This is a genomic window from Rouxiella badensis, from assembly GCF_026967515.2.
GTDB lineage: Bacteria > Pseudomonadota > Gammaproteobacteria > Enterobacterales > Enterobacteriaceae > Rouxiella > Rouxiella badensis.
In genome coordinates this window covers 3,872,621-3,898,669 of record NZ_CP114062.1, presented here as the reverse complement: position 1 = coordinate 3,898,669, position 26,049 = coordinate 3,872,621, and the positions used below count along the sequence as shown (strand labels likewise).

Here is a 26,049-nt window from a genome sequence, read left to right as displayed (position 1 = left end):
CGAATAAGGTAAATCACATGTTTGGTTGGACTTCCCGACAACGCAATGTCGCCATCGCCAGCTTTCTTAGCTGGACACTCGACGCCTTTGACTTCTTCCTACTGGTCTTCTTATTAAGCGATATCGCAACCTCATATCACGTTGATATAAAAGACGTTACTTTAGCTATTTTGTTAACGCTGGCGGTGAGGCCGATCGGCGCATTGCTGTTTGGTCGCGCAGCGGAGAAGTTTGGCCGCAAACCGGTCCTGATGGTTAACATCCTGTTTTTCTCATTCTTCGAGCTGTGCACTGCGGCGGCCCCTTCACTGACCGTTTTCCTGATCCTCAGGGTGATTTACGGCGTGGCGATGGGCGGAGTCTGGGGTGTTGCATCGTCACTGGCGATGGAAACCATTCCTGACCGTTCGCGCGGTCTAATGTCAGGTATTTTTCAGGCCGGTTATCCGTTCGGTTACCTGCTGGCAGGCGTGGTCTATGGCTTGCTTTACAGCGTAGTCGGCTGGCGCGGTATGTTCGTCATCGGCGCGGTGCCGGTGCTGCTGCTGCCGTTTATTTACTTCAAAGTTCAGGAGTCGCCGGTCTGGTTGGCGGCGCGCGAGCGTCATGAAAGCACGGCGTTATTGCCGGTGTTAAAGTCCCACTGGAAACTCTGCGTTTACCTGGTGGTGCTGATGGCGGCGTTTAACTTCTTCAGCCACGGCACTCAGGATCTCTATCCGACCTTCCTCAAGGTCCAGCATGGCTTTGATGCGCACACGGTGAGTATTATTGCTATCTGCTACAACATCGCGTCGATTATCGGTGGGGTGACTTTCGGTACGCTGTCCGAGCGTATTGGCCGTAAAAAAGCCATTATCATCGCGGCGCTGCTGTCGCTTCCGGTGTTGCCGCTGTGGGCCTTCGCGGGCGGCTCCTGGACTCTGGGCATCGGCGCATTCCTGATGCAGTTTATGGTGCAGGGTGCCTGGGGCGTTATCCCGACCTACTTGACCGAGCTGGTGCCGGCCAATACGCGCGCCGTGCTGCCAGGTTTTGTTTACCAATTGGGTAATCTGATTGCCTCGGTCAACGCTACGCTTCAGGCTTACATCGCAGAAAGTCATGGTCACAATTACGGATTAGCGATGGCGATGGTCGCCGGAACCGTGGCAATAGTTATTTCGGTACTAGTGTTCTTCGGGCGCGATACTCAGGGCAAGGTTATAAATGCAGCATCAAATGCTAAAGCCTCAGATGTCGGCTCCAGAGCCTGATAACCCTGAGTTTTTTGTGATTTTTTGTACAGAAACCTGAGATGGTAACGAAAGAAAAGTGTTGTCATTGAACTTATAACTGTGATAACTCTGTAGGCAATCGTTCGTAAGAAGAATTTAAGAACCCAAAAAATGAAAGCTCTCGTCCTCGTGCTAAGCCTAGTCGTAATTCGTGTGGTGGTGATTATTATCCCACCGTGCGGGGCTGCACTTGGACGAAGAAAGGCTTACTAAACAAGCCTGAAGCTGAAAAGAACCCCCGCACCGAAAGGTCCGGGGGTTTTTTTTTAGCCAGGTAAAAATGTAGCGGAATGAGGCGGGAGAAAATATGAACAACAGCATAATATTCTGCGCTAATGACAAAAAGGCAGGGGAATAAGATGAATGGAGCACAGTGGGTAGTACAAGCGTTGCGTTCGCAAGGGGTGGATATGGTCTTTGGCTATCCTGGCGGAGCAATTATGCCAGTATACGATGCACTCTACGATGGCGGCGTGGAACACCTACTGTGTCGTCATGAGCAAGGCGCGGCAATGGCCGCTATCGGGTATGCCCGTTCTACCGGCAAGGTTGGCGTATGTATTGCCACCTCCGGTCCGGGTGCAACTAACCTGATAACCGGCCTGGCCGACGCGCTCATGGACTCTGTTCCTGTTGTCGCCATCACCGGTCAGGTAGGCTCTGCGATGATAGGTACCGATGCATTCCAGGAAATCGACGTATTGGGCCTGTCTCTGGCCTGCACCAAGCACAGCTTTCTGGTTGAATCCCTCGAGGCGCTGCCGGAAATCATGGCCGAAGCCTTCGCTATCGCCAACAGCGGTCGTCCGGGCCCGGTTCTGATCGACATCCCGAAAGACATTCAGCTCGCGGTCGGTGATTTGACCCCGCACCTGATGCCCGTCGAGCAAGAGATGCCGCATCCAACCACCGAACTGCAGCAGGCTTACGACATGATTGCCAAGGCGCAGAAACCGATGCTTTACGTCGGCGGTGGTGTAGGGATGGCCGGCGCGGTTACTGCTCTGCGCTCATTTATTCGTGCCACGGGAATTCCGTGTGTTGCTACACTTAAGGGATTGGGCGCACCTGATGCCAACGACCCGTGTTATCTGGGTATGTTGGGCATGCATGGCACCAAAGCTGCCAATATGGCGGTTCAGTCCTGCGACCTGCTGATCGCCGTCGGTGCACGTTTCGACGACCGCGTGACCGGCAAGCTGAACACCTTCGCGCCAAACGCCAGCGTTATCCACATGGATATCGACCCGGCCGAATTAAACAAACTGCGCCAGGCGCACGTTGCACTACAGGGTTCCCTGCAGACCCTGCTGCCTGCGCTGGAACAGCCATTATCAATCAACGCATGGCGTGATGAAGTCATGACGTCGAAAGCGGCCGGCGAGTGGCGTTATGACCATCCGGGTGAAGCCATTTATGCCCCGCTGTTACTCAAACAAATTTCCGATCGCATGGATGCCAATACCGTGGTGACGACTGACGTGGGCCAGCATCAAATGTGGACCGCGCAGCATATGACCTTCTCACGTCCCGAGAACTTCATCACCTCGAGCGGTCTTGGAACAATGGGCTTCGGCGTTCCTGCCGCAGTCGGTGCACAGGTGGCTCGCCCCGACGATATGGTTATCTGCGTTTCTGGTGACGGTTCCTTCATGATGAACGTACAGGAGCTGGGTACCATCAAGCGAAAACAGTTGCCGCTGAAAATCCTGCTGCTGGATAACCAGCGATTAGGGATGGTTCGACAGTGGCAGGAACTGTTTTTTGATGGACGCTTCAGTGAAACCAACCTCTCAGATAACCCCGATTTTATTACGCTGGCCAGCGCATTCGATATCCCGGGCCAACGTATCAGCCGTAAAGACCAAGTCGACGCAGCCTTGGACGCTTTCTTTAATAGCAAAGGCCCGTACCTGCTTCAGGTATCCATCGACGAAAATCAGAATGTCTGGCCACTGGTACCGCCGGGTGCAGGCAACGAAACCATGTTGGAGAAAATGTCATGATGCAGCACAACGTCTCGATTCAGGCTCGTTTCCGTCCAGAAGTCCTGGAGCGCGTACTGCGCGTCGTTCGTCACCGTGGATTCCAGGTCTGCGCCATGAACATGAGCACGATGGTCAACGAAGAGAATATTAATATCGAATTGACCGTTGCCAGCCTGCGGTCCGTAGATTTACTGTCAGTACAGTTAAGCAAGCTTATGGACGTCGCCAGCGTCGAAGTCCAACAACACACATCACAACAAACTAACCAACAAATGCGCGCCAACGCGTAAGTAAGGAATTGAGAAATGTCTACGAAGAAAGCTGATTTTATTTGGTTCAATGGCGAGATGGTTCCATGGGAAGACGCCAAGGTTAGCGTCATGTCCCACGCACTGCACTACGGCACCTCCGTATTTGAAGGCGTCCGTTGCTACGACTCGCACAAAGGACCAGTGGTTTTCCGTCATCGTGAACATATGCAACGTCTGCACGACTCTGCAAAAATCTATCGTTTCCCGGTAAAACAGTCCGTTGAAGAACTGATGGAAGCCTGTCGCGCGGTACTGCGTAAAAACAACCTGAAAAGCGCCTACATCCGTCCTCTGGTCTTCGTCGGTGACGTGGGTCTGGGCGTTAACCCGCCGGACGGTTATGAAACTGACGTTATCATTGCGGCGTTCCCATGGGGCGCGTACCTCGGTGCAGAAGCGCTTGAAAACGGTATCGATGCAATGGTTTCTTCATGGAACCGCGTAGCGGCCAACACCATTCCAACCGCAGCAAAAGCGGGCGGTAACTACCTGTCCTCCCTGCTGGTGGGCAGCGAAGCGCGCCGCCACGGTTATCAGGAAGGTATCGCACTGGACGTGAACGGCTACGTTTCTGAAGGCGCGGGCGAGAACCTGTTCGAAGTGAAAGACGGTATTCTTTTCACTCCGCCATTCACCTCGTCTGCACTGCCGGGCATCACCCGTGACGCTATCATCAAGCTGGCGAAGGATCTGGGCATCGAAGTGCGCGAGCAGGTTCTGTCTCGTGAATCTCTGTACCTGGCCGACGAAGTGTTCATGTCTGGCACCGCGGCTGAAATCACCCCGGTTCGCAGCGTAGACGGCATCCAGGTGGGTGCGGGCAAACGTGGTCCGATTACCGAGAAAATCCAGAGCGCGTTCTTTGGTCTGTTCACCGGTGAAACCGAAGACAAATACGGTTGGTTGGATCCAGTAAACCCTGCATAAGACTAAAAATATATTCCGTGGGCGGCGGTTTCGCCGCCCACATAAAAGTATTAATTGGAGTGAATAGAGCATGCCAAAGTACCGTTCCGCTACCACGACTCAAGGCCGCAACATGGCCGGCGCCCGCGCATTATGGCGCGCCACCGGGATGACCGATGACGATTTCAATAAACCGATTATTGCCGTCGTAAACTCCTTTACCCAGTTTGTCCCGGGCCACGTTCACCTGCGTGACATGGGGAAACTGGTCGCAGAACAAATCGAAGCCTCCGGCGGTGTGGCGAAAGAGTTCAACACCATCGCCGTAGATGACGGGATCGCCATGGGCCATGGCGGCATGCTGTATTCATTGCCTTCTCGCGAACTGATTGCCGACTCGGTGGAGTACATGGTGAACGCGCACTGCGCCGATGCCATGGTCTGTATCTCCAACTGCGACAAAATCACTCCGGGAATGCTGATGGCCGCTCTGCGCCTTAACATTCCGGTGATCTTCGTTTCAGGTGGCCCGATGGAAGCCGGTAAAACCAAGCTGTCAGACAAAATCATCAAGCTCGATCTGGTCGATGCGATGATTCAGGGCGCGAACCCTAACGTCAGTGACGCCGACAGCGCGCAGATTGAACGTTCTGCCTGTCCGACCTGCGGTTCCTGCTCCGGGATGTTTACCGCCAACTCGATGAACTGCCTGACCGAAGTTCTGGGCCTGTCCCAGCCGGCCAACGGCTCACTGCTGGCGACTCACGCCGACCGTAAAGAGCTGTTCCTGTCTGCCGGTAAGCGCATCGTTAGCCTGGCTAAACGTTACTACGAAAAAGACGACGCAAGTGTGCTGCCGCGCAGCATTGCCACTAAGGCTGCATTCGAAAACGCCATGACGCTTGATATCGCCATGGGCGGCTCGACCAACACTATTTTGCACCTGCTGGCCGCCGCGCAGGAAGGCGAAGTCGATTTCAACATGACCGACATTGACGCGCTGTCCCGCAAGGTTCCACACCTGTGTAAAGTCGCGCCAAGCACGCAGAAATATCACATGGAAGACGTTCACCGCGCCGGTGGCGTGTGGGGCATCTTGGGCGAGCTGGATAGAGCTGGCCTGATGAACCGCGACGTCTATAACGTGCTGGAAATGAAATTCCCGGAAACGCTACAGCAGTACGACATCATGCTGACCCAAGACGAAGCCGTGAAGAAAATGTTCCGCGCTGGCCCGGCCGGTATTCGTACCACCAAAGCGTTCTCACAGGATTGCCGCTGGGACACGCTGGATAACGACCGCGCCGACGGCTGTATCCGTTCTATCGACCATGCGTTTAGCAAAGAAGGCGGTCTGGCCGTGCTTTACGGCAACATGGCTATCGACGGTAGTATCGTGAAAACCGCAGGCGTTGACGAAGAAAACCTGACCTTCCGTGGCCCGGCCAAAGTCTACGAAAGCCAGGACGCCGCGGTTGAGGCTATCCTCGGCGGTAAAGTCGTTGCCGGCGATGTGGTTGTTATCCGTTATGAAGGACCTAAAGGCGGCCCAGGCATGCAGGAAATGCTGTATCCGACCACCTATCTCAAATCGATGGGGCTGGGCAAAGCCTGTGCGCTTATCACCGACGGCCGTTTCTCAGGCGGTACCTCGGGTCTGTCCATCGGCCACGTTTCTCCTGAAGCGGGCAGTGGCGGTCTGATTGCCCTGGTCCAGGACGGCGACATGATTGATATCGACATCCCTAACCGCAGTATGGTGCTGGATGTGGCAGACAGCGAGTTGGCTGCGCGTCGTGAAATCGAGCTGGCCCGCGGCGACAAAGCCTGGACGCCGAAAGACCGCGTGCGTGAAGTTTCCTTCGCCCTGCGTGCCTATGCGCTGCTGGCGACCAGCGCCGACAAAGGTGCAATTCGCGACAAGAGTAAGCTGGGAGGCTAACTGCATGGCGGTATCACAACCTCTGCCCGATCAACCCTGCGGAGCAGAATATCTGCGCGCAGTGTTGCGAGCACCCGTTTATGAGGTGGCGCAGGTCACCCCGTTACAGGTCATGGAAAAAATCTCGACCCGTCTGGAAAACACCATTCTGGTCAAAAGAGAAGACCGTCAGGCGGTGCACAGTTTTAAACTGCGCGGCGCTTATTCAATGATTGCCGGGTTGACGGAAGAGCAGGCGGCGCGCGGTGTGATTACGGCTTCGGCCGGTAACCACGCGCAGGGCGTTGCCTTGTCGGCTACCCGCAAGGGGATCAAGGCGCTGATTGTGATGCCGGTTGCGACCGCCGATATCAAAGTGGATGCGGTGCGTAATTTTGGCGGCGAGGTGCTGCTGCACGGCGCCAACTTTGACGAAGCCAAAGCTAAGGCGCTTGAGCTGTCACAGGCTCAGGGCATGACCTTTGTGCCACCGTTCGACCATCCGGCGGTTATCGCCGGACAGGGCACGTTGGCGATGGAACTGCTGCAACAGGATGCACACCTTGACCGGGTCTTTGTCCCGGTTGGCGGCGGCGGTTTGGCGGCGGGCGTAGCGGTATTGATTAAGCAGCTGATGCCGCAAATCAAGGTCATCGGCGTCGAAGCCGAAGACTCTGCCTGCCTGCGTGCCGCGCTGGACGCCGGTGAGCCGGTTGATTTGGCGCGCGTCGGGCTGTTTGCCGAGGGCGTGGCCGTGAAGCGTATCGGCAACGAAACCTTCCGCCTGTGCCGTGAATACCTCGACGACGTGATAACCGTTGACAGCGATGCCATCTGCGCCGCAGTGAAAGATCTGTTTGAAGACGTCCGTGCCATCGCCGAGCCTTCGGGCGCACTGGCGTTGGCCGGTCTGAAGAAGTACGTGCAGGAGCATAATATTCAGGGCGAACGTCTGGCTCACGTGTTGTCGGGGGCTAACGTTAACTTCCACGGCTTGCGCTATGTGTCTGAACGCTGTGAGCTGGGAGAACAGCGTGAGGCCTTGCTGGCGGTGACCATTCCTGAGCGTAAGGGCAGTTTCCTGAACTTCTGCCAGCTGCTCGGCGGTCGTTCGGTGACCGAGTTCAATTATCGCTACGCGGATGCCGACAATGCCTGCATCTTCGTCGGCGTGCGTTTGACGCGCGGTCATGCGGAGCGTAAGGAAATCATCGATCTGCTGAACGACGGCGGGTATCAGGTGGTGGACTTGTCCGACGACGAGATGGCCAAGCTGCACGTGCGTTATATGGTCGGCGGTCGCCCGAGCAAGCCGCTGCGCGAGCGTCTTTACAGCTTCGAGTTTCCGGAGTCGCCGGGCGCGTTGCTGAAATTCCTGCACACGCTGGGGACGCACTGGAATATCTCGCTGTTCCACTATCGCAGCCACGGCACCGATTTTGGTCGCGTGCTGGCAGCGTTCGAGTTGACGGATCAGGAGCCGGAGTTCGAGAAGAACCTCTCAGCGCTCGGTTATGACTGTCATAACGAATCGGATAATCCTGCCTTCAGGTTCTTCCTGCAGGGATAGCGAGCAATAAAAATTAAAACAGGGACGGCGTATGAGTACTGCGTTTAATGGCTTCAGTCAGCAAGGGTTGAATTTCCTTCAGCAGGTGCGGATTGAAAACGACAAAGAGTGGTTTGAGGCAAATCGACAGGTGTACGACCAAGAACTGCTCACGCCGTTTCGGGCGTTGGTCGAGGCACTGAGTGCGACCATGCTGGCCATTGATCCGCAGTTCGAGACTCGTCCCGCCATCGGTAAAACGCTGTCGCGTATTCATCGCGACACGCGTTTCTCACACGACAAAAGCCGTTATCGCAGCCGTATGTGGCTGACGTTCAAGCGTCCAAGCAAAGACTGGAAGGACGCACCGGTTTATTTCTTCGAGTTGGGACCGGACTTGCTGCGCTATGGACTGGGTTACTACAGCGCCAACAAGCAGACCATGGACCTGTTCCGCCATACCTTACATCGCCAGCCTGAGCTTTTCCTTGAGGTAGCCGAATGTTGCCGTGCGCCGTTCGAACTGGTGGGGGAAAGTTATAAACGCCCGCTGGTGAAAGAACAAAACCCCGAGATTGCCACCTGGTACAACCGTAAATCATTCGCAGTAATGGCGACGGACCTTCACGTCGAAAAGCTTTTTAGCCCGACGCTGGTGGACGAGCTTGCCAAAGGTTTTCAACGGCTTGAACCGCTTTATCACTGGTTAATGCGCGTAGAAACCCTGAAACAGGTCGATCCCGCCGATCTTTAAGCGCAAAAACGATCCGCACTACAGCTTCAGTTCCACCTGCAACAGCGACTGCCAGAATGCCTCGATCAACGGTTCATTGAGGCGTTTACGCTGCACGCACACGCCTAACGGCAGCGGTGCACCGATGGTCACGTTGTCATGCACCGCAATACGATTGCGGATCAGGTCTGGGCTGTTTTCCAGCACGACCACGGGGATTAGCGCTACGCCGCAGCCCAATGCCACCATGGACACAATCGCTTCATGACCGGAAACCGTGGCGTAAATCAGTGGGTTATTCAATTTATGCTGACGAAACCAGCTGTCGATGCGTTTACGCGCCGGTCCATGCTCGGGGATGATAAACGGAATTTGTGACCATTCCGGTGAAGTCTGCGTGACCTGCGTTCTCACCGCACAGGGCAGCGAAGGAACAATCAGCGCCATCGTGACCTCACCAATCGGTGTAAAGTCTATACTTGAAGGCAGTGTTTCAGGATGCCCGGCTATGCCGAGGTCGGCTTCGGTAGACTGTACTTTTTCGACCGCATCGGCGGCATCGCCGGTGGTCAGTTTGATTTCAACCAGCGGATGCTGGGCGCGGAAGCGGTCGAGTATCGGCGGCAGATGGCTATAGGCGGCGGTCACCGAGCAGAATAACCGCAGTTCGCCGGAGAGCGTCGGGCCATGTTGCCCCATCGCATGACGCAGCTGCTGGTACTGCAACAGCGTTTGCTGGGCGAAGATTTTTAACTGTTCGCCTGCCTGCGTGAGCTGCACCGTGCGGTTATCACGCTGAAACAGCGCCTGCCCAAGCTCTTCCTCCAGCCGCTGAATTTGTCGAGAGAGGGTCGACGGGCTGACGTGCGTCGCCTTGGCGGAACGCCCGAAATGCCGGCTTTCTGCCAGATTTAAAAACAGTTTCAGATCGCGTAAGTCCATAAGTTTTTCCCGACTATGTCATGCGTTTGCTGTGGATTATTTTACGTTGCATAAAATGCAATATCATCTTCGTAATATATCAATTTAAGCAATGCAACGCATGACATATAGTGATTTCACAGCAACCCGTCATGCTTCAAGCTGCAGATGCATTGGCTATGCTCGTTCACCCCAGTCACTTACCTGAGTAAGTCCACGGGGACTCACGAACTTGCCGCCTTCCTGCGACTCGAATCATTCAGGGCTCAACAATTTTGTACTAACAACCCCAATCGCAACGGAGTTTTACCATGGCTAACTATTTCAACACATTGAACCTGCGTCAGCAGTTGGCGCAATTAGGCAAGTGCCGCTTTATGGCTCGCGATGAATTCGCCGATGAAGCCAGCTTCCTAAAGGGTAAAAAAGTGGTGATCGTTGGTTGTGGCGCACAGGGCCTGAACCAAGGTCTGAACATGCGTGACTCCGGTCTGGACGTTTCCTACACCCTGCGTGCAGAAGCGATCGCCGAGAAGCGTGCTTCATGGCGTAAAGCGACCGAAAACGGCTTCAAAGTCGGTACCTACGAAGAGCTGATCCCTCAGGCGGATCTGGTTGTTAACCTGACGCCAGACAAACAGCACAGCGCGGTGGTTAAAGCGGTTCAGCCTCTGATGAAAGACGGTGCGGCACTGGGTTACTCACACGGCTTCAACATCGTTGAAGTTGGCGAGCAAATCCGTAAAGACATCACCGTAGTGATGGTGGCTCCGAAATGCCCTGGTACAGAAGTTCGTGAAGAATACAAACGCGGTTTCGGCGTACCTACGCTGATTGCTGTTCACCCGGAAAACGACCCGAAAGGCGAAGGCATGGCGATTGCTAAAGCTTGGGCTGCGGCGACCGGTGGTCACCGCGCGGGCGTACTGGAATCTTCATTCGTTGCGGAAGTGAAATCTGACCTGATGGGCGAGCAGACTATACTGTGCGGTATGCTGCAGGCGGGTTCTCTGCTGTGCTTCGACAAACTGGTTGCTGACGGTGTTGACGCGGCTTACGCAGAAAAACTGTTGCAGTTCGGCTGGGAAACCATCACCGAAGCCCTGAAGCAGGGTGGCATCACCCTCATGATGGATCGTCTGTCTAACCCGGCTAAACTGCGTGCCTTCGCACTGTCAGAGCAGCTGAAAGAAATCATGGCTCCGCTGTTCCAGAAACACATGGATGACATCATCTCTGGTGAGTTCTCTGGCGGTATGATGGCTGACTGGGCGGCAGACGACGTTAAACTGCTGACCTGGCGTGAAGAGACCGGCGCAACCGCATTCGAAAACGCACCACAGTTCGAAGGCAAAATTTCTGAGCAAGAGTACTTCGACCACGGCGTTCTGATGATTGCCATGGTGAAAGCAGGCGTTGAGCTGGCGTTCGAAACCATGGTGGCCTCTGGCATCATCGAAGAATCCGCTTACTACGAATCACTGCACGAGCTGCCGCTGATTGCGAACACCATCGCACGTAAGCGTCTGTACGAAATGAACGTGGTTATCTCTGACACCGCAGAATACGGTAACTACCTGTTTGCTAACGCGGCAGTACCGCTGCTGAAAGAGTTCATGACTACCCTGCAAGCGGGCGACCTGGGTAAACCTGTTGCCGCGACCGAGGTTGACAATGCTCAGCTGCGCGACGTGAATGAAGCTATCCGTGCCCACGCTATCGAAGCGGTTGGCCACAAGCTGCGCGGCTACATGACCGACATGAAACGTATCGCAGTAGCAAGCTAATACCGGTTTACGCGTTACGGTTGTATCCGATAATAAAAAGTAAAAAAGCACCGCCTTGGCGGTGCTTTTTCTTTTACTGCGTTCTGTGGAGCAAACTTAGTTGCGGTACAGAACCTTGATCAGGTGGTAACCGAACTGGGTCTTAACCGGGCCAAGAGGTTTCAGCAGTTCACCGCTGAAGACCACTTTATCGAAAGCTGGCACCATGTCACCCTTGCGGAATTCACCCAGTGAACCGCCGTCGCGCTTGGACGGGCAGTTTGAGTGCTTGCGTGCCAGTTCCTGGAAATCAGCGCCTTGTTGCAGCTGAGCCAGCAGCTCGTTGGCTTTCTTTTCGTCATCCACCAGGATGTGTAGTGCAGAAGCGGTATTCGCCATGATAAGGGACCTTTAGATAAGATTAATCAAAGACTGCTCAGGGGCGTAATGTAACATTTGCCACGTCGGATGTGGACCGCACAATGCCGTCTTACCGCTGAACCTTACACTTTTGACTGTCTTTTCTGGCGGAAGTTTCTGCTACAATCGCCGTCCCGCGTCTATCAAGTGAGCAGAATTAACCCAATGCGATTAAATCCCAGTCAACAACATGCCGTCGAATTTGTTACCGGACCCTGCCTGGTGCTGGCCGGTGCCGGCTCGGGTAAAACGCGGGTTATCACCAACAAAATCGCTCACCTGATCCGTGAATGCGGCTACCAGGCGCGTCATATAGCCGCCGTGACCTTTACCAACAAGGCCGCACGCGAGATGAAAGAGCGCGTCGCGCAAACGCTGGGGCGAAAAGAGTCGCGCGGGCTACTGATTTCTACCTTCCATACCTTGGGACTGGAAATCATAAAACGCGAATTTGCAGCACTCGGCATGAAATCCAATTTCTCGCTGTTTGACGATCAGGACCAGTTGGCGTTACTGAAAGAACTCAGTGAAAAATGGCTCGAAAACGACAAGACGTTGCTGCAACAGTTGATCTCGACGATCTCCAACTGGAAAAACGATCTTATCGACCCGGCGGGGGCGGCGAAGACTGCGCGTTCCGAACGCGACAAGATTTTTGCCCACTGTTATAGCCTGTATCACGACCACATGCGCGCCTGTAACATCCTCGATTTCGACGATCTGATCCTGCTGCCGACGCTGCTCCTTCAGCGCAACGAGGAGGTACGGGAGCGCTGGCAGAATAAGTTGCGTTATTTGCTGGTCGATGAATATCAGGACACCAACACCAGCCAGTACATGATGGTTAAACTGCTGGTGGGCAATCGCGCTCGCTTTACCGTGGTCGGCGACGACGACCAGTCAATCTATTCGTGGCGCGGTGCGCGTCCGCAAAACCTGGTGCTGCTAAAAGAGGATTTCCCCGCGTTGCAGGTTATCAAACTTGAGCAGAACTACCGCTCGTCGCAGCGTATCCTCAAGGCTGCCAACATCCTGATTGCCAACAACCCGCACGTGTTTGAGAAAAGGCTGTTCTCCGAGCTGGCCTATGGCGAACCCTTGAAGGTGATTACCGCCAATAATGAAGATCACGAGGCAGAGCGCGTGGTGGGTGAGCTGATTGCGCACCGGTTTGTCAAAAAAACCAATTACGGCGATTACGCCATTCTGTATCGCGGAAACCACCAGTCGCGGCTGTTTGAAAAGATGCTGATGCAGAACCGTATTCCCTACCGTATTTCTGGCGGTACGTCGTTCTTCTCGCGGCCTGAAATCAAAGACCTGCTGGCTTATTTGCGGGTGCTGACCAATCCTGATGACGACAGCGCCTTCCTGCGCATCGTCAACACTCCACGGCGTGAGATTGGTGCCGCAACGCTGCAAAAGCTCGGTGAATGGGCTAACCAGCGCAATAAAGGCCTCTTCAAGGCGAGCTTCGACTTAGGACTGAGCCAGTATCTGACCGGCCGGGGACTCGAGGCATTGCAGCGATTCACTCACTGGATGGGCAATATCGCCGAACTGGCCGAGCGCGAACCCATCGCCGCCGTTCGCGATCTGATTCACGGCATGGATTACGAAAGCTGGCTGTTCGAAACCTCGCCAAGCCCGAAAGCGGCGGAAATGCGCATGAAAAACGTCAATCAGCTGTTCAGCTGGATGACGGAAATGCTCGAAGGCAGCGACCTCGATGAGCCGATGACGCTGACTCAGGTGGTGACCCGCTTCACGCTGCGCGACATGATGGAGCGCGGTGAGAGCGAAGAGGAGCTGGATCAGGTCCAACTGATGACGCTGCACGCCTCTAAGGGGCTGGAGTTTCCCTATGTGTTTCTGATTGGCATGGAAGAGGGGCTGTTGCCGCATCAAAGCAGTATGGATGAGGACAACGTCGATGAAGAGCGGCGACTGGCCTACGTCGGCATTACCCGTGCGCAGAAAGAGCTGATTTTCAGCCACTGCCGTGAACGCAGGCAGTACGGCGAGCTGATCCGCCCGGAGATAAGCCGCTTCCTGCATGAATTACCGCAGGATGATTTGGCCTGGGAAAGCGAGCGTAAAGTGGTGTCGCCACAGGAGAGGATGGTGAAGGGACAGAGCCATCTGGAGAAGATCCGCGCTCAGCTGGCCGAGGCCAAGAAAAAGGGAGCCTAAGGCTCCCTGATACGTTAATTATATTGCATGAACGTCGTTTATTTGCTGGCTTCTTCTATGAACAGCGGCCAATGGACGTAACTTTGCCAATGACTTTCCTGCTCCAGCTCTTCGGCCCGCAGCGGATGCTGTTCCAGCCATCCGTGAGGCACTAACACGTTCAACTCATCATCATTAGCCCGCAGGCGAACCGCAGGCAGCGTGTCATCACGACGACGGCTGGCGAAGATAATCGCCAGTCGCATGATGCGACACAGACGCTCGGCCTGACGCGGCGGCAGGGCGTTTTGCTGGTTAAGCAGCGGCAGATCCAGGTTATTGCTCTGGTTTTGCAGCAGCGTTGCCAGCAGTTTTTTCTGCGCCGGAGTAAAACCGGGTAAATCGAGATGACGAATCAGGTAACCTGCGTGATTCTGCGCCTGCTTGAAATCAACGCTCAGCCCAATCTCATGGATCAGACAGGCGCTAGCCAGCAGCTCACGGGCGCGGGCATCCAGCTGCCAGGTGTTTGACACCTGAACGGAAAAGTTCTCGGCAAGCGCCGCAACGCGATTCGCCTGCTCAACGTCGAGCAGATAGCGGCGTTGCAGGTTGTGCAGGGTGCGTTGACGAATGTCCTGTTCAACGGGCAGATGCAGCATGCCGTACACCAGACCCTCGCGCAGCGCGCCACCCGCCAGCATCATGGATTCAATATTCAACGTTTTGAAGATAGCAATTAGGATGGACAGCCCGCTTGGGAACACCAGTGCACGCTCAAGCGTGAGCCCTTCAATTTCGAGCTCTTCGAGCTTGCCACACTGAATGGCACGCTGTTTGAGCTGCTGTAGCTTGGAGAGGGTAATCCGTTCGTCCATCCCCTGCGCCACCATGATTTCCTGCAATGCCTGCACCGTACCGGACGCGCCAACGCAGACCTGCCAGCCGTTGGCGAGCAGTTCGGGTGCGACGGGGGTAATCATTTCAACTGCGGCTAGCTCGGCCTTGTCAAAATTCTCTTTGACCAGGCTTCGGTCGGTGAAATAGCGTTCGAGCCAGGTCACGCAGCCCATAGACAGGCTGAACAACGTGTTGGCCTGTGCGCCTGAACCGGTAACCAGTTCGGTGCTTCCGCCGCCGATATCCACCACCAGGCGCTGGTCAGGACCGCCGGTGGTGTGGGCCACGCCCTGATAAATCAGGCGTGCTTCTTCTTCACCGCTAATGACCTGAATATTACAGCCAAGAATGGTTTCAGCGGTTTTCAAAAACTCATCGGCATTTTTTGCCAGGCGCAGTGTCGCCGTTGCAACCACGCGGATCTGTTCGCGCGGGATATCCTGTAGACGCTCGGAAAATAATTTCAGGCATTGCCATCCTCGCTGCATCGCTTCGGCGGAGAGGTGACTATTTTTATCCAGCCCGGCCGCCAGACGCACTTTGCGTTTAATTCTGGCCAAAGTTTGAATACTGCCTGCCACCTCACGGACGACCAACATATGAAAGCTGTTGGAACCCAGATCGATCGCTGCATAAAGTGAGGTGGAGCTCAGCATAATTTTTTTCAGCCCGAACGTTTACGGTTGTTACGTGGTGCATTGCCACCGCGTCGTGATGAAGATGAATTACGGCGTGGGCCGTTGCCGGTGCGCGTACGTGCCAGACGTTTTGGTGCCGGCAGGTCGGTTAGAAGCGCATCACTGTTGTATTTACTGACGGGAATGCTGTGGCCGGTATAGGTTTCGATGGCCGGCAGATTCAGCGCATATTCTTCACATGCCAGGCTGATTGAGTGTCCGCTCAGGCCTGCACGACCGGTACGGCCGATGCGGTGAACGTAGTCTTCGCAGTCGTCAGGCAGGTCATAGTTGAAGACGTGGGTCACGGCTGGAATGTGCAGACCACGGGCAGCAACGTCGGTTGCGACCAGAATGTCGATGTCACCCTTAGTGAAGTCTTCGAGCACGCGCAGGCGTTTTTTCTGCGCCACGTCGCCGGTCAGCAGGCCTACGCGGTGTCCGTCGGCAGCCAGGTGGCCCCAGACATCTTCACAGCGGTGCTTGGTGTTGGCGAAGATAATGCAGCGGTCTGGCCACTCTTCTTCTATTAAGGTTTGCAGCAGGCGCATCTTTTCTTCGTTTGAAGGATAGAAAAGCTCTTCCTGGATGCGGTGACCCGTTTTCTGTTCCGGTTCGATCTCAATCGATTCGGCGTTGTTCATGTTTTCAAACGCCAGCTCTTTAACGCGGTAGGACAGCGTTGCCGAGAACAGCATGTTCAGGCGTTGAGTCGCAGGCGGCATGCGGCGGAACAACCAGCGAATATCTTTGATAAAACCGAGGTCGAACATGCGGTCGGCTTCATCCAGTACCACGACCTGGATTGCACCCAGATTAATATGGTTCTGTTTTGCGTAATCGATTAACCGGCCAGTCGTGCCGATCAGGATATCGACGCCACTTTCCAGCACTTTAAGCTGTTTGTCGTAGCCGTCGCCGCCGTAGGCCAGACCGAGTTTCAGTCCGGTGGATTCGGAGAGCGCTTCGGCGTCCGAATGAATTTGTACCGCCAATTCCCGCGTCGGTGCCATAATTAAAGCACGTGGCTGATTGGTCTGACGACCTTCAGCAGCCGGGTTAGAAAGCAGATAATGGAAAGTAGACGCTAAAAAAGCCAGCGTCTTGCCGGTACCGGTTTGCGCCTGACCTGCAACATCACGTCCTGAGAGCGTGATAGGCAATGCGAGTGCCTGAATAGGCGTGCAGTAATGAAACCCTTTCTTTTCAAGGGCTTCGACTGCTAGCGGGTGCAGGGCGAAGTCGGAAAACTTCTGTTCGGTTAAGTGTGTTTTGCTCATAGTGTGGTAGAATATCAGCTAACTATTGCTTTACGAAAGCATATCCGTTGAAATAAACATGGTGAAATAGAGTCAACCTACTGTTGGTTAATGCTACATCAACAAGGTAAAGATAAATCCTTTGGAGTAGAACATGAGCGATAAAATTATTCACCTTTCTGATGACAGTTTCGACAAAGACGTACTGAAAGCCGAAGGACTGGTGCTGGTCGATTTCTGGGCAGAATGGTGTGGTCCATGCAAGATGATTGCTCCGATCCTGGACGAAATTGCCACCGAGTTCGAAGGCAAGCTGACTATTGCCAAGCTGAACATCGATGAAAACCCGGGCACCGCACCAAAATACGGTATCCGTGGCATTCCTACCCTGCTGCTGTTCAAAGGCGGCGAAGTGGCTGCGACTAAAGTCGGCGCACTGTCTAAAGGTCAGCTGAAAGATTTCCTGAACGCCAATCTGTAATAGATTTGAATGACCTAAATCAGGCGTTTGGCGGGCTACGTGTGTTTTTCACACTGACCGCTAGACGCCTGCAAAGAAGCGTGCTAAGTTTACGCTTACTGCATATTTAAGCTTACCTGTAGTTTGATTCTAGCGTTTTATTCTGTGTTGAAAACATCTGCCTATTAAAGTTGCTTTGATAAAAACTGCTTGCGTAGAAAACGACTTGTTGAAAAACAGGTGTAATGGCGATGTGCTTTGACAATCTTACGGTTTAAAAAAATCGGCTTTGAGACACCTTCAATTTAAGTCTGCCCTCTTTCAAGAAATAGTTCGCGAGTCAACACGCCCGTGACCTTTAATCAGAAGCTGCAAATTGAGAGTCTCTACCCTAAAAGTAATTTAAGCTGGCATGGACGTCCTTGCCATCCCCATTCACGACAGATTTTCGAGACCTACCCCGAGTTTAAGAACCCACCATTATGAATCTTACCGAATTAAAGAATACGCCGGTTTCTGACCTGATTACACTCGGCGAAAATATGGGACTGGAAAACCAGGCCCGCATGCGTAAGCAAGACATTATCTTTTCAATACTGAAGCAGCATGCCAAAAGCGGAGAAGATATCTTCGGTGACGGTGTTCTGGAGATACTGCAGGACGGATTTGGTTTCCTCCGCTCAGCAGACAGCTCCTACCTCGCCGGTCCAGATGATATTTACGTTTCTCCCAGCCAAATCCGCCGCTTCAATCTCCGTACCGGTGACACTATTTCCGGTAAAATACGTCCGCCAAAAGAAGGCGAGCGCTATTTTGCCCTGTTGAAAGTTAACGAAGTTAACTACGACAAACCAGAAAATGCCCGTAACAAAATCCTGTTCGAGAACTTGACCCCACTGCACGCCAACTCACGTTTGCGCATGGAGCGTGGTAACGGTTCTACCGAAGATTTGACCGCACGCGTACTCGACCTGGCATCGCCAATTGGCCGTGGCCAGCGTGGTCTGATTGTGGCACCGCCTAAAGCCGGTAAAACCATGCTGCTGCAGAACATTGCGCAAAGCATTGCCTACAACCACCCAGACTGCGTACTGATGGTACTGCTGATTGACGAACGTCCGGAAGAAGTGACCGAGATGCAGCGTCTTGTTAAAGGTGAAGTAGTTGCTTCTACCTTCGACGAACCTGCATCTCGCCACGTTCAGGTAGCCGAAATGGTTATCGAGAAGGCCAAGCGTCTGGTTGAGCACAAGAAAGACGTTATCATCCTGCTGGACTCAATTACCCGTCTGGCGCGTGCTTACAACACCGTGGTTCCTGCATCAGGTAAAGTCCTGACCGGTGGTGTTGACGCCAACGCCCTGCATCGTCCAAAACGCTTCTTCGGTGCAGCACGTAACGTGGAAGAGGGCGGCAGCCTGACTATCATCGCGACCGCGCTGGTTGATACCGGTTCGAAAATGGATGAAGTCATCTACGAAGAGTTCAAAGGTACAGGTAACATGGAACTGCACCTCGCGCGTAAAATCGCCGAGAAACGTGTATTCCCGGCTATCGATTACAACCGCTCCGGTACCCGTAAAGAAGAGCTACTCACCACTTCTGAAGAACTGCAGAAGATGTGGATCCTGCGTAAAATTATCCATCCAATGGGTGAAATCGACGCAATGGAATTCCTCATCAACAAGTTGGCCATGACCAAAACCAACGATGAATTCTTCGATATGATGAAACGTTCATAATTTTACTCTGCCCGCCAACTTGCCGCTGCAAGTGAAATGGGTATAACGTAAAAATATTAAAACGCTGCGTGAAGACGTGGCGTTTTTTACGTTTGGTCGCTACGATGTGTAGTAATGCACGGCGCACTGCGCCTTATGCACCCTAGAATCAGATAACACCGGATAGCCTCAACGGGCATCATTCATTAATTTGTCGCTGTATAAAAGCGGACAGGAAGGATCCTTCGGACGACGCACAAAACGTAATAAAATCCGAAAGCCACATAGGATATGAACGCAAAACCGCGAGGTGGTAATGACTACTGCCAAATTCAAGACCAGGCTGCCAGATAGCTTGCGCAGATTTACCATTAATGCAGAGACGTTTTAACTGTGAATTTACTCACTATGAGTACTGAGCTCGTCATTGTTTTCTTGTTTTCATTTGTCTTTTTATTTTTGGCGCGCAAAGTGGCCAAAAAGATTGGATTAGTTGATAAACCTGACTACCGCAAACGCCATCAAGGACTTATCCCCCTGGTTGGCGGTATCTCTGTCTATGCAGTGGTCTGTTTTACCTTTTTCATTACTAACATTCAGATCCCCCATAAGTTGCTTTATCTCGCCTGCGCGGGATTATTGGTATTGGTGGGTGCGCTGGATGACAAATACGACATCAGCGTAAAAATCCGCGCCTGCATTCAGGCACTCGTTGCCGTCATCATGATGATTTACGGTGATATGGTGCTGCATGACCTGGGGCGCATTATCGGTCCCTGGCAGATGTTCCTCGGCCCGTTTGGCTATCTGGTTACCCTGTTTGCCGTATGGGCTGCCATCAACGCCTTCAACATGGTTGACGGTATAGACGGTCTGCTGGGCGGGCTGTCGTGCGTGACCTTCGGCTCAATGGGCATCGTGATGCTGTCCAAAGGCTACGACTCGTTGGCGCTGTGGTGCTTCACGATGATTGCCGCCATCATTCCTTATGTGCTGCTGAACCTCGGTGTTTTTGGCCGTCGTTACAAGGTATTTATGGGCGATGCGGGCAGTACGCTTATCGGCTTTACCGTGATCTGGATCCTGCTGCAATGCACCCAGAGCACGCGCAGCTTCGCGCATCCGCCGATGACCCCCGTGACCGCGCTATGGCTCATCGCCATTCCACTGATGGACATGATTGCCATCATGTATCGCCGTCTGCGCAAGGGAATGAGTCCCTTCTCGGCGGACCGTCAGCACATCCACCATCTGATTATGCGGGCGGGATTCTCCTCGCGTCAGGCTTTTGTACTGATCACCTTGGCCGCTGCCGTGCTGGCCGCTATCGGCGTGGCCGGTGAGCGACTTCACTTCCCCGAATGGTTAATGCTTGGGCTATTCTTTGTCGCATTCATGCTCTATGGCTATTGTATTAAACGTGCGTGGCGCGTGGCGCGGTTGCTCAAACGTGTCAAAAGAAGGCTGCGTCGTCACTCCGCACAATAGCGTCGCCTTACCGTCTGCTATACCGTCACCAGGGATCACACGCCGCGTCTGACTCCGTCTGATGGCAACACAATTAATTAATCAAAATTTGGTGGGAATGATGAAGTCAGAGACGATGTCTACAGGGAACGAACTCGCCGTTGATAATGAACTGGATATTCGCGGGCTGTGCCGTGCGCTGTGGCAGGGAAAACTGTGGATTATCGGTCTGGCGCTCGGGTTTGCCCTCGTCGCGGTACTGGTTTCACTGCTGATGAAGCAGGAGTGGAGCACCACCGCCGTCACTGACAAGCCTACTGTTAACAATCTGGCGTCATACTTCTCGCAGGAGCAGTTCCTGCGCAATCTCGATGCCAAAAACACCTTTACCCCGGCGGGCGATCAGGCCTCGATTTCCGATGACGCCTACGGTGAATTCGTGATGCAGCTGGCCGCCTACGATACCCGCCGGGATTTCTGGCTGCAAAACCCTTACTACATTCAACGCAAGACCGGCGAAAGCGGAGCCGATGCCGTGCTGCTCGACAAACTGATCGGTGCGATTCAGTTCACCGCGCGCGACGAGAAGAAGATGCCTAACGACAGCGTAAAACTGACCGCTGAGACCGCCGCCGACGCCAACAAGCTGTTGCGTCAGTACGTCAGCTTCGCCAGCGCACGCGCTGCCCAGCATCTGTATGACGAAATCGAAGGTGCCTGGGCCGCACGCACGCAGTCTATGAAGGCGCAGGTTAAACGTCAGGAAGAGGTAGCGACCGCCATTTATAACCGCGAACTGAACAACACCCAGCAAGCGTTGAAGATTGCCGATCAGCAGAATATCGACCACAGCATGACCGACGCCACGCCGGACCGCCTGCCGGACTCCGAGATGTTTCTGTTGGGTACGCCGATGCTACAGGCGAAGTTAAAGCTGCTGCAGGCCTCAGGCCCGAGTTTTGATATCGATTACGATCAGAATAAAGCGATGTTGGCTACGCTTAATGTTGGGCCCGTATTGAACGCCAAATTCCAGACATACCGCTACCTGCGCACGCCGGAAGAGCCGGTAAAACGCGACAGCCCGCGCCGCGTATTCCTGGCAATCATGTGGGGAGTTGTGGGTGGATTTATCGGTGCCGGTGTGGCGCTGGTCCGCCGTCGCGTAAAAACAGCAGAATAAAAAATAAAAAAAGATAGCGATGAATAATCGGGCGTCTTTGACGCGCCCGCTCCGCAGGAAAGCGCTGCGCCTATCAAAAGAGAGTGCCTCTGTGAAAGTATTAACGATTTTCGGTACCAGGCCGGAAGCAATAAAAATGGCACCCCTGGTACATGCTTTGGCTCAGGATGATGCCTTTGATTCTAAAGTTTGTGTGACTGCCCAGCATCGTCAGATGCTGGATCAGGTGTTAGGTCTTTTCTCCATCAAGCCGGATTACGATCTCGATATCATGAAACCGGGTCAGGACCTGACCGAAATCACCAGCCGCATTCTGCTGGGGCTCAAGCCGGTGCTTGAGGATTTTAAACCGGACGTCGTTCTGGTTCACGGCGATACCACAACCGCGCTGACTGCCAGTCTTGCCGCGTTTTATCAGCAGATCCCGATCGGTCACGTTGAGGCGGGTTTGCGCACCGGAGACATGCTTTCTCCGTGGCCGGAAGAGGGTAACCGTCGGTTGACCGGCCATCTGGCCAAGTGGCATTTTGCGCCGACCGCGCTGTCGCGTAGCAATCTCATGCGCGAAGGGATCGACGCACAGGATATTATTGTGACCGGCAACACGGTGATTGATGCGCTGCTGTGGGTGCGTAATCTGCTCAATCAGTCCCCCGAACTCAGGGCGGATGTCGCAAGGCGCTACGATTTTATTAGCCCGCAAAAGAAACTGATTCTGGTCACTGGTCATCGACGCGAGAGCTTCGGTGACGGTTTTGAGCGTATTTGTAGCGCATTGGCCGAGATAGCCAGACAGCATGCCGATGCGCAAATACTCTATCCGGTGCACCTTAACCCGCAGGTTCGCGAGCCGGTTAATCGCATCCTGCAGGGTATCGATAACGTCATCTTGATTGAGCCGCAGGACTATCTGCCGTTCGTTTATCTGATGGACAGCGCCTATCTGATCCTTACCGATTCGGGGGGCATTCAGGAAGAGGCGCCGTCGTTGGGCAAGCCGGTATTGGTGATGCGTGAGACAACCGAGAGGCCCGAGGCCATCGAAGCAGGCACCGTTAAACTGGTCGGAACGCACACCGCGAGTATCGTCAGCGAAGTGTCCAACCTGCTGAACGACGCCGATGCCTATCAACGCATGAGTCGGGCGCATAATCCTTATGGTGACGGCAGCGCCTGTGACCAAATTTTGGCGGCACTCAAGAAAACTCGAGAATTACCATGACTCTAACAACCTTTCCGAGTGTGAATAAACACCGAGCCTTTGAAACCATCTCTGTCATCGGGCTGGGCTATATCGGGCTGCCGACGGCCGCCGCCTTCGCCTCGCGGCAAAAAAAGGTCATTGGTGTCGATATCAATCAGCGTGCGGTCGACATCATCAACCGCGGCGGCGTACATATTGTCGAGCCAGAGCTTGAAGAACTGGTGAAAAAGGCGGTAGACGAGGGCTTTCTCGAGGCAGTGACCGCCCCACGGCCCGCTGACGCCTTCCTGATTGCCGTGCCGACGCCGTTCAAGGACGGGCATCAGCCGGATCTGGATTACGTCGAGCAGGCGGTCAATGCACTTGCGCCAGTGCTCAAGAAGGGCGACCTGATTATTCTCGAGTCGACCTCACCGGTCGGAGCAACCGAGCAAATGGCGGACTGGCTCGCCGCGCTGCGCCCTGACCTGTGTTTTCCGCAGCAAGACGCGGCCGCGCCCGATGTGAATATTGCCTACTGCCCAGAGCGGGTGCTGCCGGGCAAGGTCATGGTTGAGCTCATTAAAAATGACCGCGTGATTGGCGGTATGACCCGCGAGTGTTCGGCGCGTGCCAGCGAGCTCTATAATATCTTTCTGTTGGGCGAATGCGTGGTCACTAATAGCCGCACCGCCGAGATGTGCAAGCTGACCGAAAACAGTTTCCGCGACGTGAACATCGCGTTTGCCAATGAGCTTTCGCTGATTTGTGACGTGCAGGGCATCAACGTCTGGGAGCTTATCCGTCTGGCGAACCGTCATCCGCGGGTCAACATTCTGCAACCCGGTCCCGGCGTGGGTGGGCACTGTATCGCTGTCGATCCGTGGTTTATCGTTTCTCAGCATCCTTCTCTTGCGCGGCTTATTCATACCGCCCGCGTGGTCAACGATGCTAAGCCTTTCTGGGTGGTCGACAAGGTGAAAGCAGCGGTCGCCGACTGTCTCGCCTCAACCGGTCTGCGTGCCGCCGAGGTGAAGATTGCCTGCTTCGGGCTGGCGTTTAAACCGAACATCGACGACCTGCGTGAAAGCCCTGCGGTTCATGTCGCCGAGCTGATTGCCGACTGGCATGCAGGAGAAACCTGGGTGGTGGAGCCGAACGTGCCCCATCTGCCGCCAGCGCTTGAGAACAAGGTTAAGCTCCAGTCGTTAGAGTTCGCGCTGCAACAGGCCGACGTGCTGGTGATGCTGGTCGACCATGCGGTGTTTAAGCTCATCCCCGGCCAGCAGATCAAGCAAGACTGGATAGTCGATACCAAAGGCGTATGGCGTTAAGCCAGCCTTAAGCGAAACGTGTAATGGTGAACTCTGGCCGATGGCATGAGGTTCCAAATGAACGATAATCATATCCGCGGACGACTTGACTATTTGCAGTGGGAAAGTGATTTTTTCTTCAGGCCGAGCGCTAAACTGACGCTGGATTCGGCGGGGGAGAAGCTGACGCGCGAGGCGCTAAGCGCTTATCCACTGGTTCAGGTCAAGGTCCCGGCAGACGAAAGTGATATTCTCGAGACGCTTTATCGCCTGGGATTTCGTATGGTTGAAGGGGAGATCGATTTCTCGCTCAACCTTCTCGACGGTGAAGCGTTTCCCTGTGAATATCAGGTTGCCAGCGAGGCAGATATCCTGCGGGTGAGCCAGCTGGCCGCCGGTGCGTTTCAGCTGAGCCGCTTTCGCGCGCCCTGGTATGAGCCCGATGACTCGGGACGGTTCTATGCCCTGTGGGCCGAAAAAGCCATTCTAGGTACCTTTGATACCCACTGCCTGACGCTGCTCGCCGATGACGGCCAGCTGCTGGGTTTCGTCACGCTAAGGACTCTCGAACCCGGCGTGGCGCGGATAGGCCTGCTGGCCGTGCAGCCGCAGGTGACCGGTCGAGGTATCGGTAAGCGTTTAATGCACGCCGCTAAACACTGGTGTCTGGCGCAGGGTGTAACGCAGCTCAGGGTCGCCACTCAAACGGGAAATATTGCCGCATTAAACCTCTATCGCGCCAGCGGCGGTGTTCTTTCTCATTCAGCCTATTGGTTGTACAGGTAATTTTATGATCCCATTTAACTCGCCGCCTATCGTCGGTACCGAGCTGGACTACATGCAGGCCGCGATGGGCAGTGGCAAACTCTGCGGCGACGGCGGTTTCACTCGTCGCTGCCAGCAGTGGTTCGAGAAAAACTTCCGCAGCAGGAAGGTGTTACTGACGCCATCCTGCACCGCCTCTCTGGAGATGGCCGCTATCCTGTTGGACATCAAGCCCGGCGACGAAGTTATCATGCCTAGCTATACTTTTGTCTCGACCGCCAACGCCTTTGTGCTGCGCGGTGCACGCATCGTGTTCGTCGATATCCGCCCTGACACCATGAACATCGATGAGACGCTGATTGAGGCGGCCATTACCGACAAAACGCGGGCCATTGTGCCCGTACACTATGCCGGCGTGGCCTGCGAGATGGACACCATCATGGCGCTGGCCGAGAAACACGGTCTTTTCGTCGTCGAAGATGCGGCGCAGGGCGTGATGTCGACCTATAAAGGCCGCGCGCTTGGCACCCTCGGCCATATTGGTTGTTTCAGCTTCCATGAGACAAAAAACTACACCGCCGGGGGCGAAGGGGGCGCGACCCTGATTAACAGTCCTGAGCTGGTGGAACGAGCCGAGATAATTCGTGAGAAAGGCACCAACCGTAGCCAGTTCTTCCGTGGACAGGTCGATAAATATACCTGGCGCGACATCGGTTCCAGCTATCTGATGGCAGATTTGCAGGCCGCCTATCTGTGGGCACAGCTTGAGGTGGCGCAGGAGATTAACAAGCATCGCCTCGAGCTGTGGAAACACTATTATCGGGCGTTGAAACCGTTGCAGGACAGTGGCCAGCTGGTGTTGCCGACGCTAGCGCCGCACTGTGCCCACAACGCGCACATGTTCTACATCAAGCTCAAGGATACGGAACAACGTGACGCCTTTATCGCCTATATGAAAGAGGCGGAGATCCTCACCGTTTTCCACTACATCCCTCTGCACTCCTCGACGGCAGGAGAAAAGTTCGGGTATTTCCACGGTGAAGACGTCTTCACCACCGAGGAAAGCGCCAAACTGGTTCGTCTGCCGCTGTTTTACAATATGAGCAATGTGATGCAAAAAACGGTGATTTCTACCCTGCTGAGCTTCTTCGCCTGAT

The 26,049-nt window shown here is 54.3% G+C and carries 22 protein-coding genes; 18 read left to right on the top strand and 4 right to left on the bottom strand.

Annotation, left to right across the window (positions count from 1 at the left end; translation table 11 throughout):
* The first annotated feature begins 17 nt into the window (after nt 1–17).
* From O1V65_RS17960 to O1V65_RS17925, 8 genes are all read left to right on the top strand, one after another.
* Nucleotides 18–1,256: an MFS transporter gene (locus O1V65_RS17960; RefSeq protein WP_017492496.1), complete on the top strand. Its 1,239-nt coding sequence runs from the start codon at nt 18–20 to the stop codon at nt 1,254–1,256.
* Nucleotides 1,257–1,388: 132 nt separating this feature from the next.
* Nucleotides 1,389–1,490 (top strand): ilv operon leader peptide, encoded by a 102-nt coding sequence (gene ilvL, locus O1V65_RS17955; RefSeq protein ID WP_081601417.1) that lies wholly within the window; start codon nt 1,389–1,391, stop codon nt 1,488–1,490.
* 146 nt (nt 1,491–1,636) lie between these two features.
* Nucleotides 1,637–3,283, top strand: a complete 1,647-nt coding sequence (gene ilvG, locus O1V65_RS17950) for an acetolactate synthase 2 catalytic subunit (RefSeq protein ID WP_269129913.1) — start codon at nt 1,637–1,639, stop codon at nt 3,281–3,283.
* Nucleotides 3,280–3,555, top strand: coding sequence for an acetolactate synthase 2 small subunit (gene ilvM, locus O1V65_RS17945; protein WP_017492498.1), 276 nt, complete (start codon nt 3,280–3,282; stop codon nt 3,553–3,555). The genes ilvG and ilvM overlap by 4 nt, the downstream gene beginning before the upstream one ends.
* A gap of 15 nt (nt 3,556–3,570) precedes the next feature.
* Entirely contained in the window at nt 3,571–4,503 is a 933-nt protein-coding gene (locus tag O1V65_RS17940; RefSeq protein WP_017492499.1) for a branched-chain amino acid transaminase, read from the top strand.
* A 70-nt stretch (nt 4,504–4,573) separates the two neighbouring features.
* On the top strand, nt 4,574–6,424 hold the full coding sequence (gene ilvD / locus O1V65_RS17935) for a dihydroxy-acid dehydratase (protein WP_026110615.1): 1,851 nt from the start codon (nt 4,574–4,576) through the stop codon (nt 6,422–6,424).
* A gap of 4 nt (nt 6,425–6,428) precedes the next feature.
* Nucleotides 6,429–7,973 (top strand): threonine ammonia-lyase, biosynthetic, encoded by a 1,545-nt coding sequence (ilvA, locus tag O1V65_RS17930; RefSeq protein ID WP_017492501.1) that lies wholly within the window; start codon nt 6,429–6,431, stop codon nt 7,971–7,973.
* A gap of 31 nt (nt 7,974–8,004) precedes the next feature.
* On the top strand, nt 8,005–8,706 hold the full coding sequence (locus tag O1V65_RS17925; RefSeq protein WP_017492502.1) for a DUF2461 domain-containing protein: 702 nt from the start codon (nt 8,005–8,007) through the stop codon (nt 8,704–8,706).
* Between the two features lie 18 nt (nt 8,707–8,724).
* Here the strand turns inward: O1V65_RS17925 and ilvY are convergent, their stop codons facing one another.
* Nucleotides 8,725–9,627, bottom strand: coding sequence for an HTH-type transcriptional activator IlvY (ilvY, locus tag O1V65_RS17920; protein ID WP_017492503.1), 903 nt, complete (start codon nt 9,625–9,627; stop codon nt 8,725–8,727).
* Between the two features lie 290 nt (nt 9,628–9,917).
* Here ilvY and ilvC point away from each other — a divergent pair, with 290 nt between their 5' ends.
* Complete coding sequence (gene ilvC / locus O1V65_RS17915; protein WP_017492504.1) at nt 9,918–11,393, top strand: ketol-acid reductoisomerase; 1,476 nt, start codon at nt 9,918–9,920, stop codon at nt 11,391–11,393.
* Between the two features lie 96 nt (nt 11,394–11,489).
* On the opposite strand, the gene ppiC is transcribed toward ilvC, so the two are convergent.
* Entirely contained in the window at nt 11,490–11,771 is a 282-nt protein-coding gene (gene ppiC / locus O1V65_RS17910; RefSeq protein ID WP_017492505.1) for a peptidylprolyl isomerase PpiC, read from the bottom strand.
* A gap of 186 nt (nt 11,772–11,957) precedes the next feature.
* Here ppiC and rep point away from each other — a divergent pair, with 186 nt between their 5' ends.
* Nucleotides 11,958–13,985: a DNA helicase Rep gene (gene rep, locus O1V65_RS17905; protein ID WP_017492506.1), complete on the top strand. Its 2,028-nt coding sequence runs from the start codon at nt 11,958–11,960 to the stop codon at nt 13,983–13,985.
* A 38-nt stretch (nt 13,986–14,023) separates the two neighbouring features.
* Here rep and gppA read toward each other — a convergent pair whose 3' ends face one another.
* Together gppA and rhlB are read right to left on the bottom strand one after the other, a co-directional pair.
* Nucleotides 14,024–15,520, bottom strand: coding sequence for a guanosine-5'-triphosphate,3'-diphosphate diphosphatase (gene gppA, locus O1V65_RS17900; RefSeq protein WP_017492507.1), 1,497 nt, complete (start codon nt 15,518–15,520; stop codon nt 14,024–14,026).
* Between the two features lie 8 nt (nt 15,521–15,528).
* Entirely contained in the window at nt 15,529–16,821 is a 1,293-nt protein-coding gene (gene rhlB, locus O1V65_RS17895; protein WP_017492508.1) for an ATP-dependent RNA helicase RhlB, read from the bottom strand.
* A gap of 133 nt (nt 16,822–16,954) precedes the next feature.
* On the opposite strand from rhlB, the gene trxA reads away from it, so the two are divergent.
* From trxA to rffA, 8 genes are all read left to right on the top strand, one after another.
* Nucleotides 16,955–17,281, top strand: a complete 327-nt coding sequence (gene trxA, locus O1V65_RS17890) for a thioredoxin TrxA (protein ID WP_017492509.1) — start codon at nt 16,955–16,957, stop codon at nt 17,279–17,281.
* Nucleotides 17,282–17,742: 461 nt separating this feature from the next.
* On the top strand, nt 17,743–19,002 hold the full coding sequence (rho, locus tag O1V65_RS17885) for a transcription termination factor Rho (protein ID WP_017492510.1): 1,260 nt from the start codon (nt 17,743–17,745) through the stop codon (nt 19,000–19,002).
* 372 nt (nt 19,003–19,374) lie between these two features.
* Nucleotides 19,375–20,469: a UDP-N-acetylglucosamine--undecaprenyl-phosphate N-acetylglucosaminephosphotransferase gene (gene wecA, locus O1V65_RS17880; protein ID WP_026110617.1), complete on the top strand. Its 1,095-nt coding sequence runs from the start codon at nt 19,375–19,377 to the stop codon at nt 20,467–20,469.
* Between the two features lie 97 nt (nt 20,470–20,566).
* Nucleotides 20,567–21,631, top strand: coding sequence for an ECA polysaccharide chain length modulation protein (wzzE, locus tag O1V65_RS17875; protein ID WP_269129912.1), 1,065 nt, complete (start codon nt 20,567–20,569; stop codon nt 21,629–21,631).
* 91 nt (nt 21,632–21,722) lie between these two features.
* A complete protein-coding gene (gene wecB, locus O1V65_RS17870) occupies nt 21,723–22,853 on the top strand; it encodes a non-hydrolyzing UDP-N-acetylglucosamine 2-epimerase (RefSeq protein WP_026110619.1) in 1,131 nt (376 codons plus the stop codon).
* Complete coding sequence (gene wecC / locus O1V65_RS17865) at nt 22,850–24,148, top strand: UDP-N-acetyl-D-mannosamine dehydrogenase (RefSeq protein WP_017492514.1); 1,299 nt, start codon at nt 22,850–22,852, stop codon at nt 24,146–24,148. Before wecB ends, wecC begins: the two co-directional genes overlap by 4 nt.
* A 57-nt stretch (nt 24,149–24,205) precedes the next feature.
* On the top strand, nt 24,206–24,913 hold the full coding sequence (gene rffC / locus O1V65_RS17860) for a dTDP-4-amino-4,6-dideoxy-D-galactose acyltransferase (RefSeq protein WP_084912502.1): 708 nt from the start codon (nt 24,206–24,208) through the stop codon (nt 24,911–24,913).
* Nucleotides 24,914–24,917: 4 nt separating this feature from the next.
* Complete coding sequence (gene rffA, locus O1V65_RS17855; RefSeq protein WP_017492516.1) at nt 24,918–26,048, top strand: dTDP-4-amino-4,6-dideoxygalactose transaminase; 1,131 nt, start codon at nt 24,918–24,920, stop codon at nt 26,046–26,048.
* Nucleotide 26,049 lies beyond the last annotated feature (1 nt).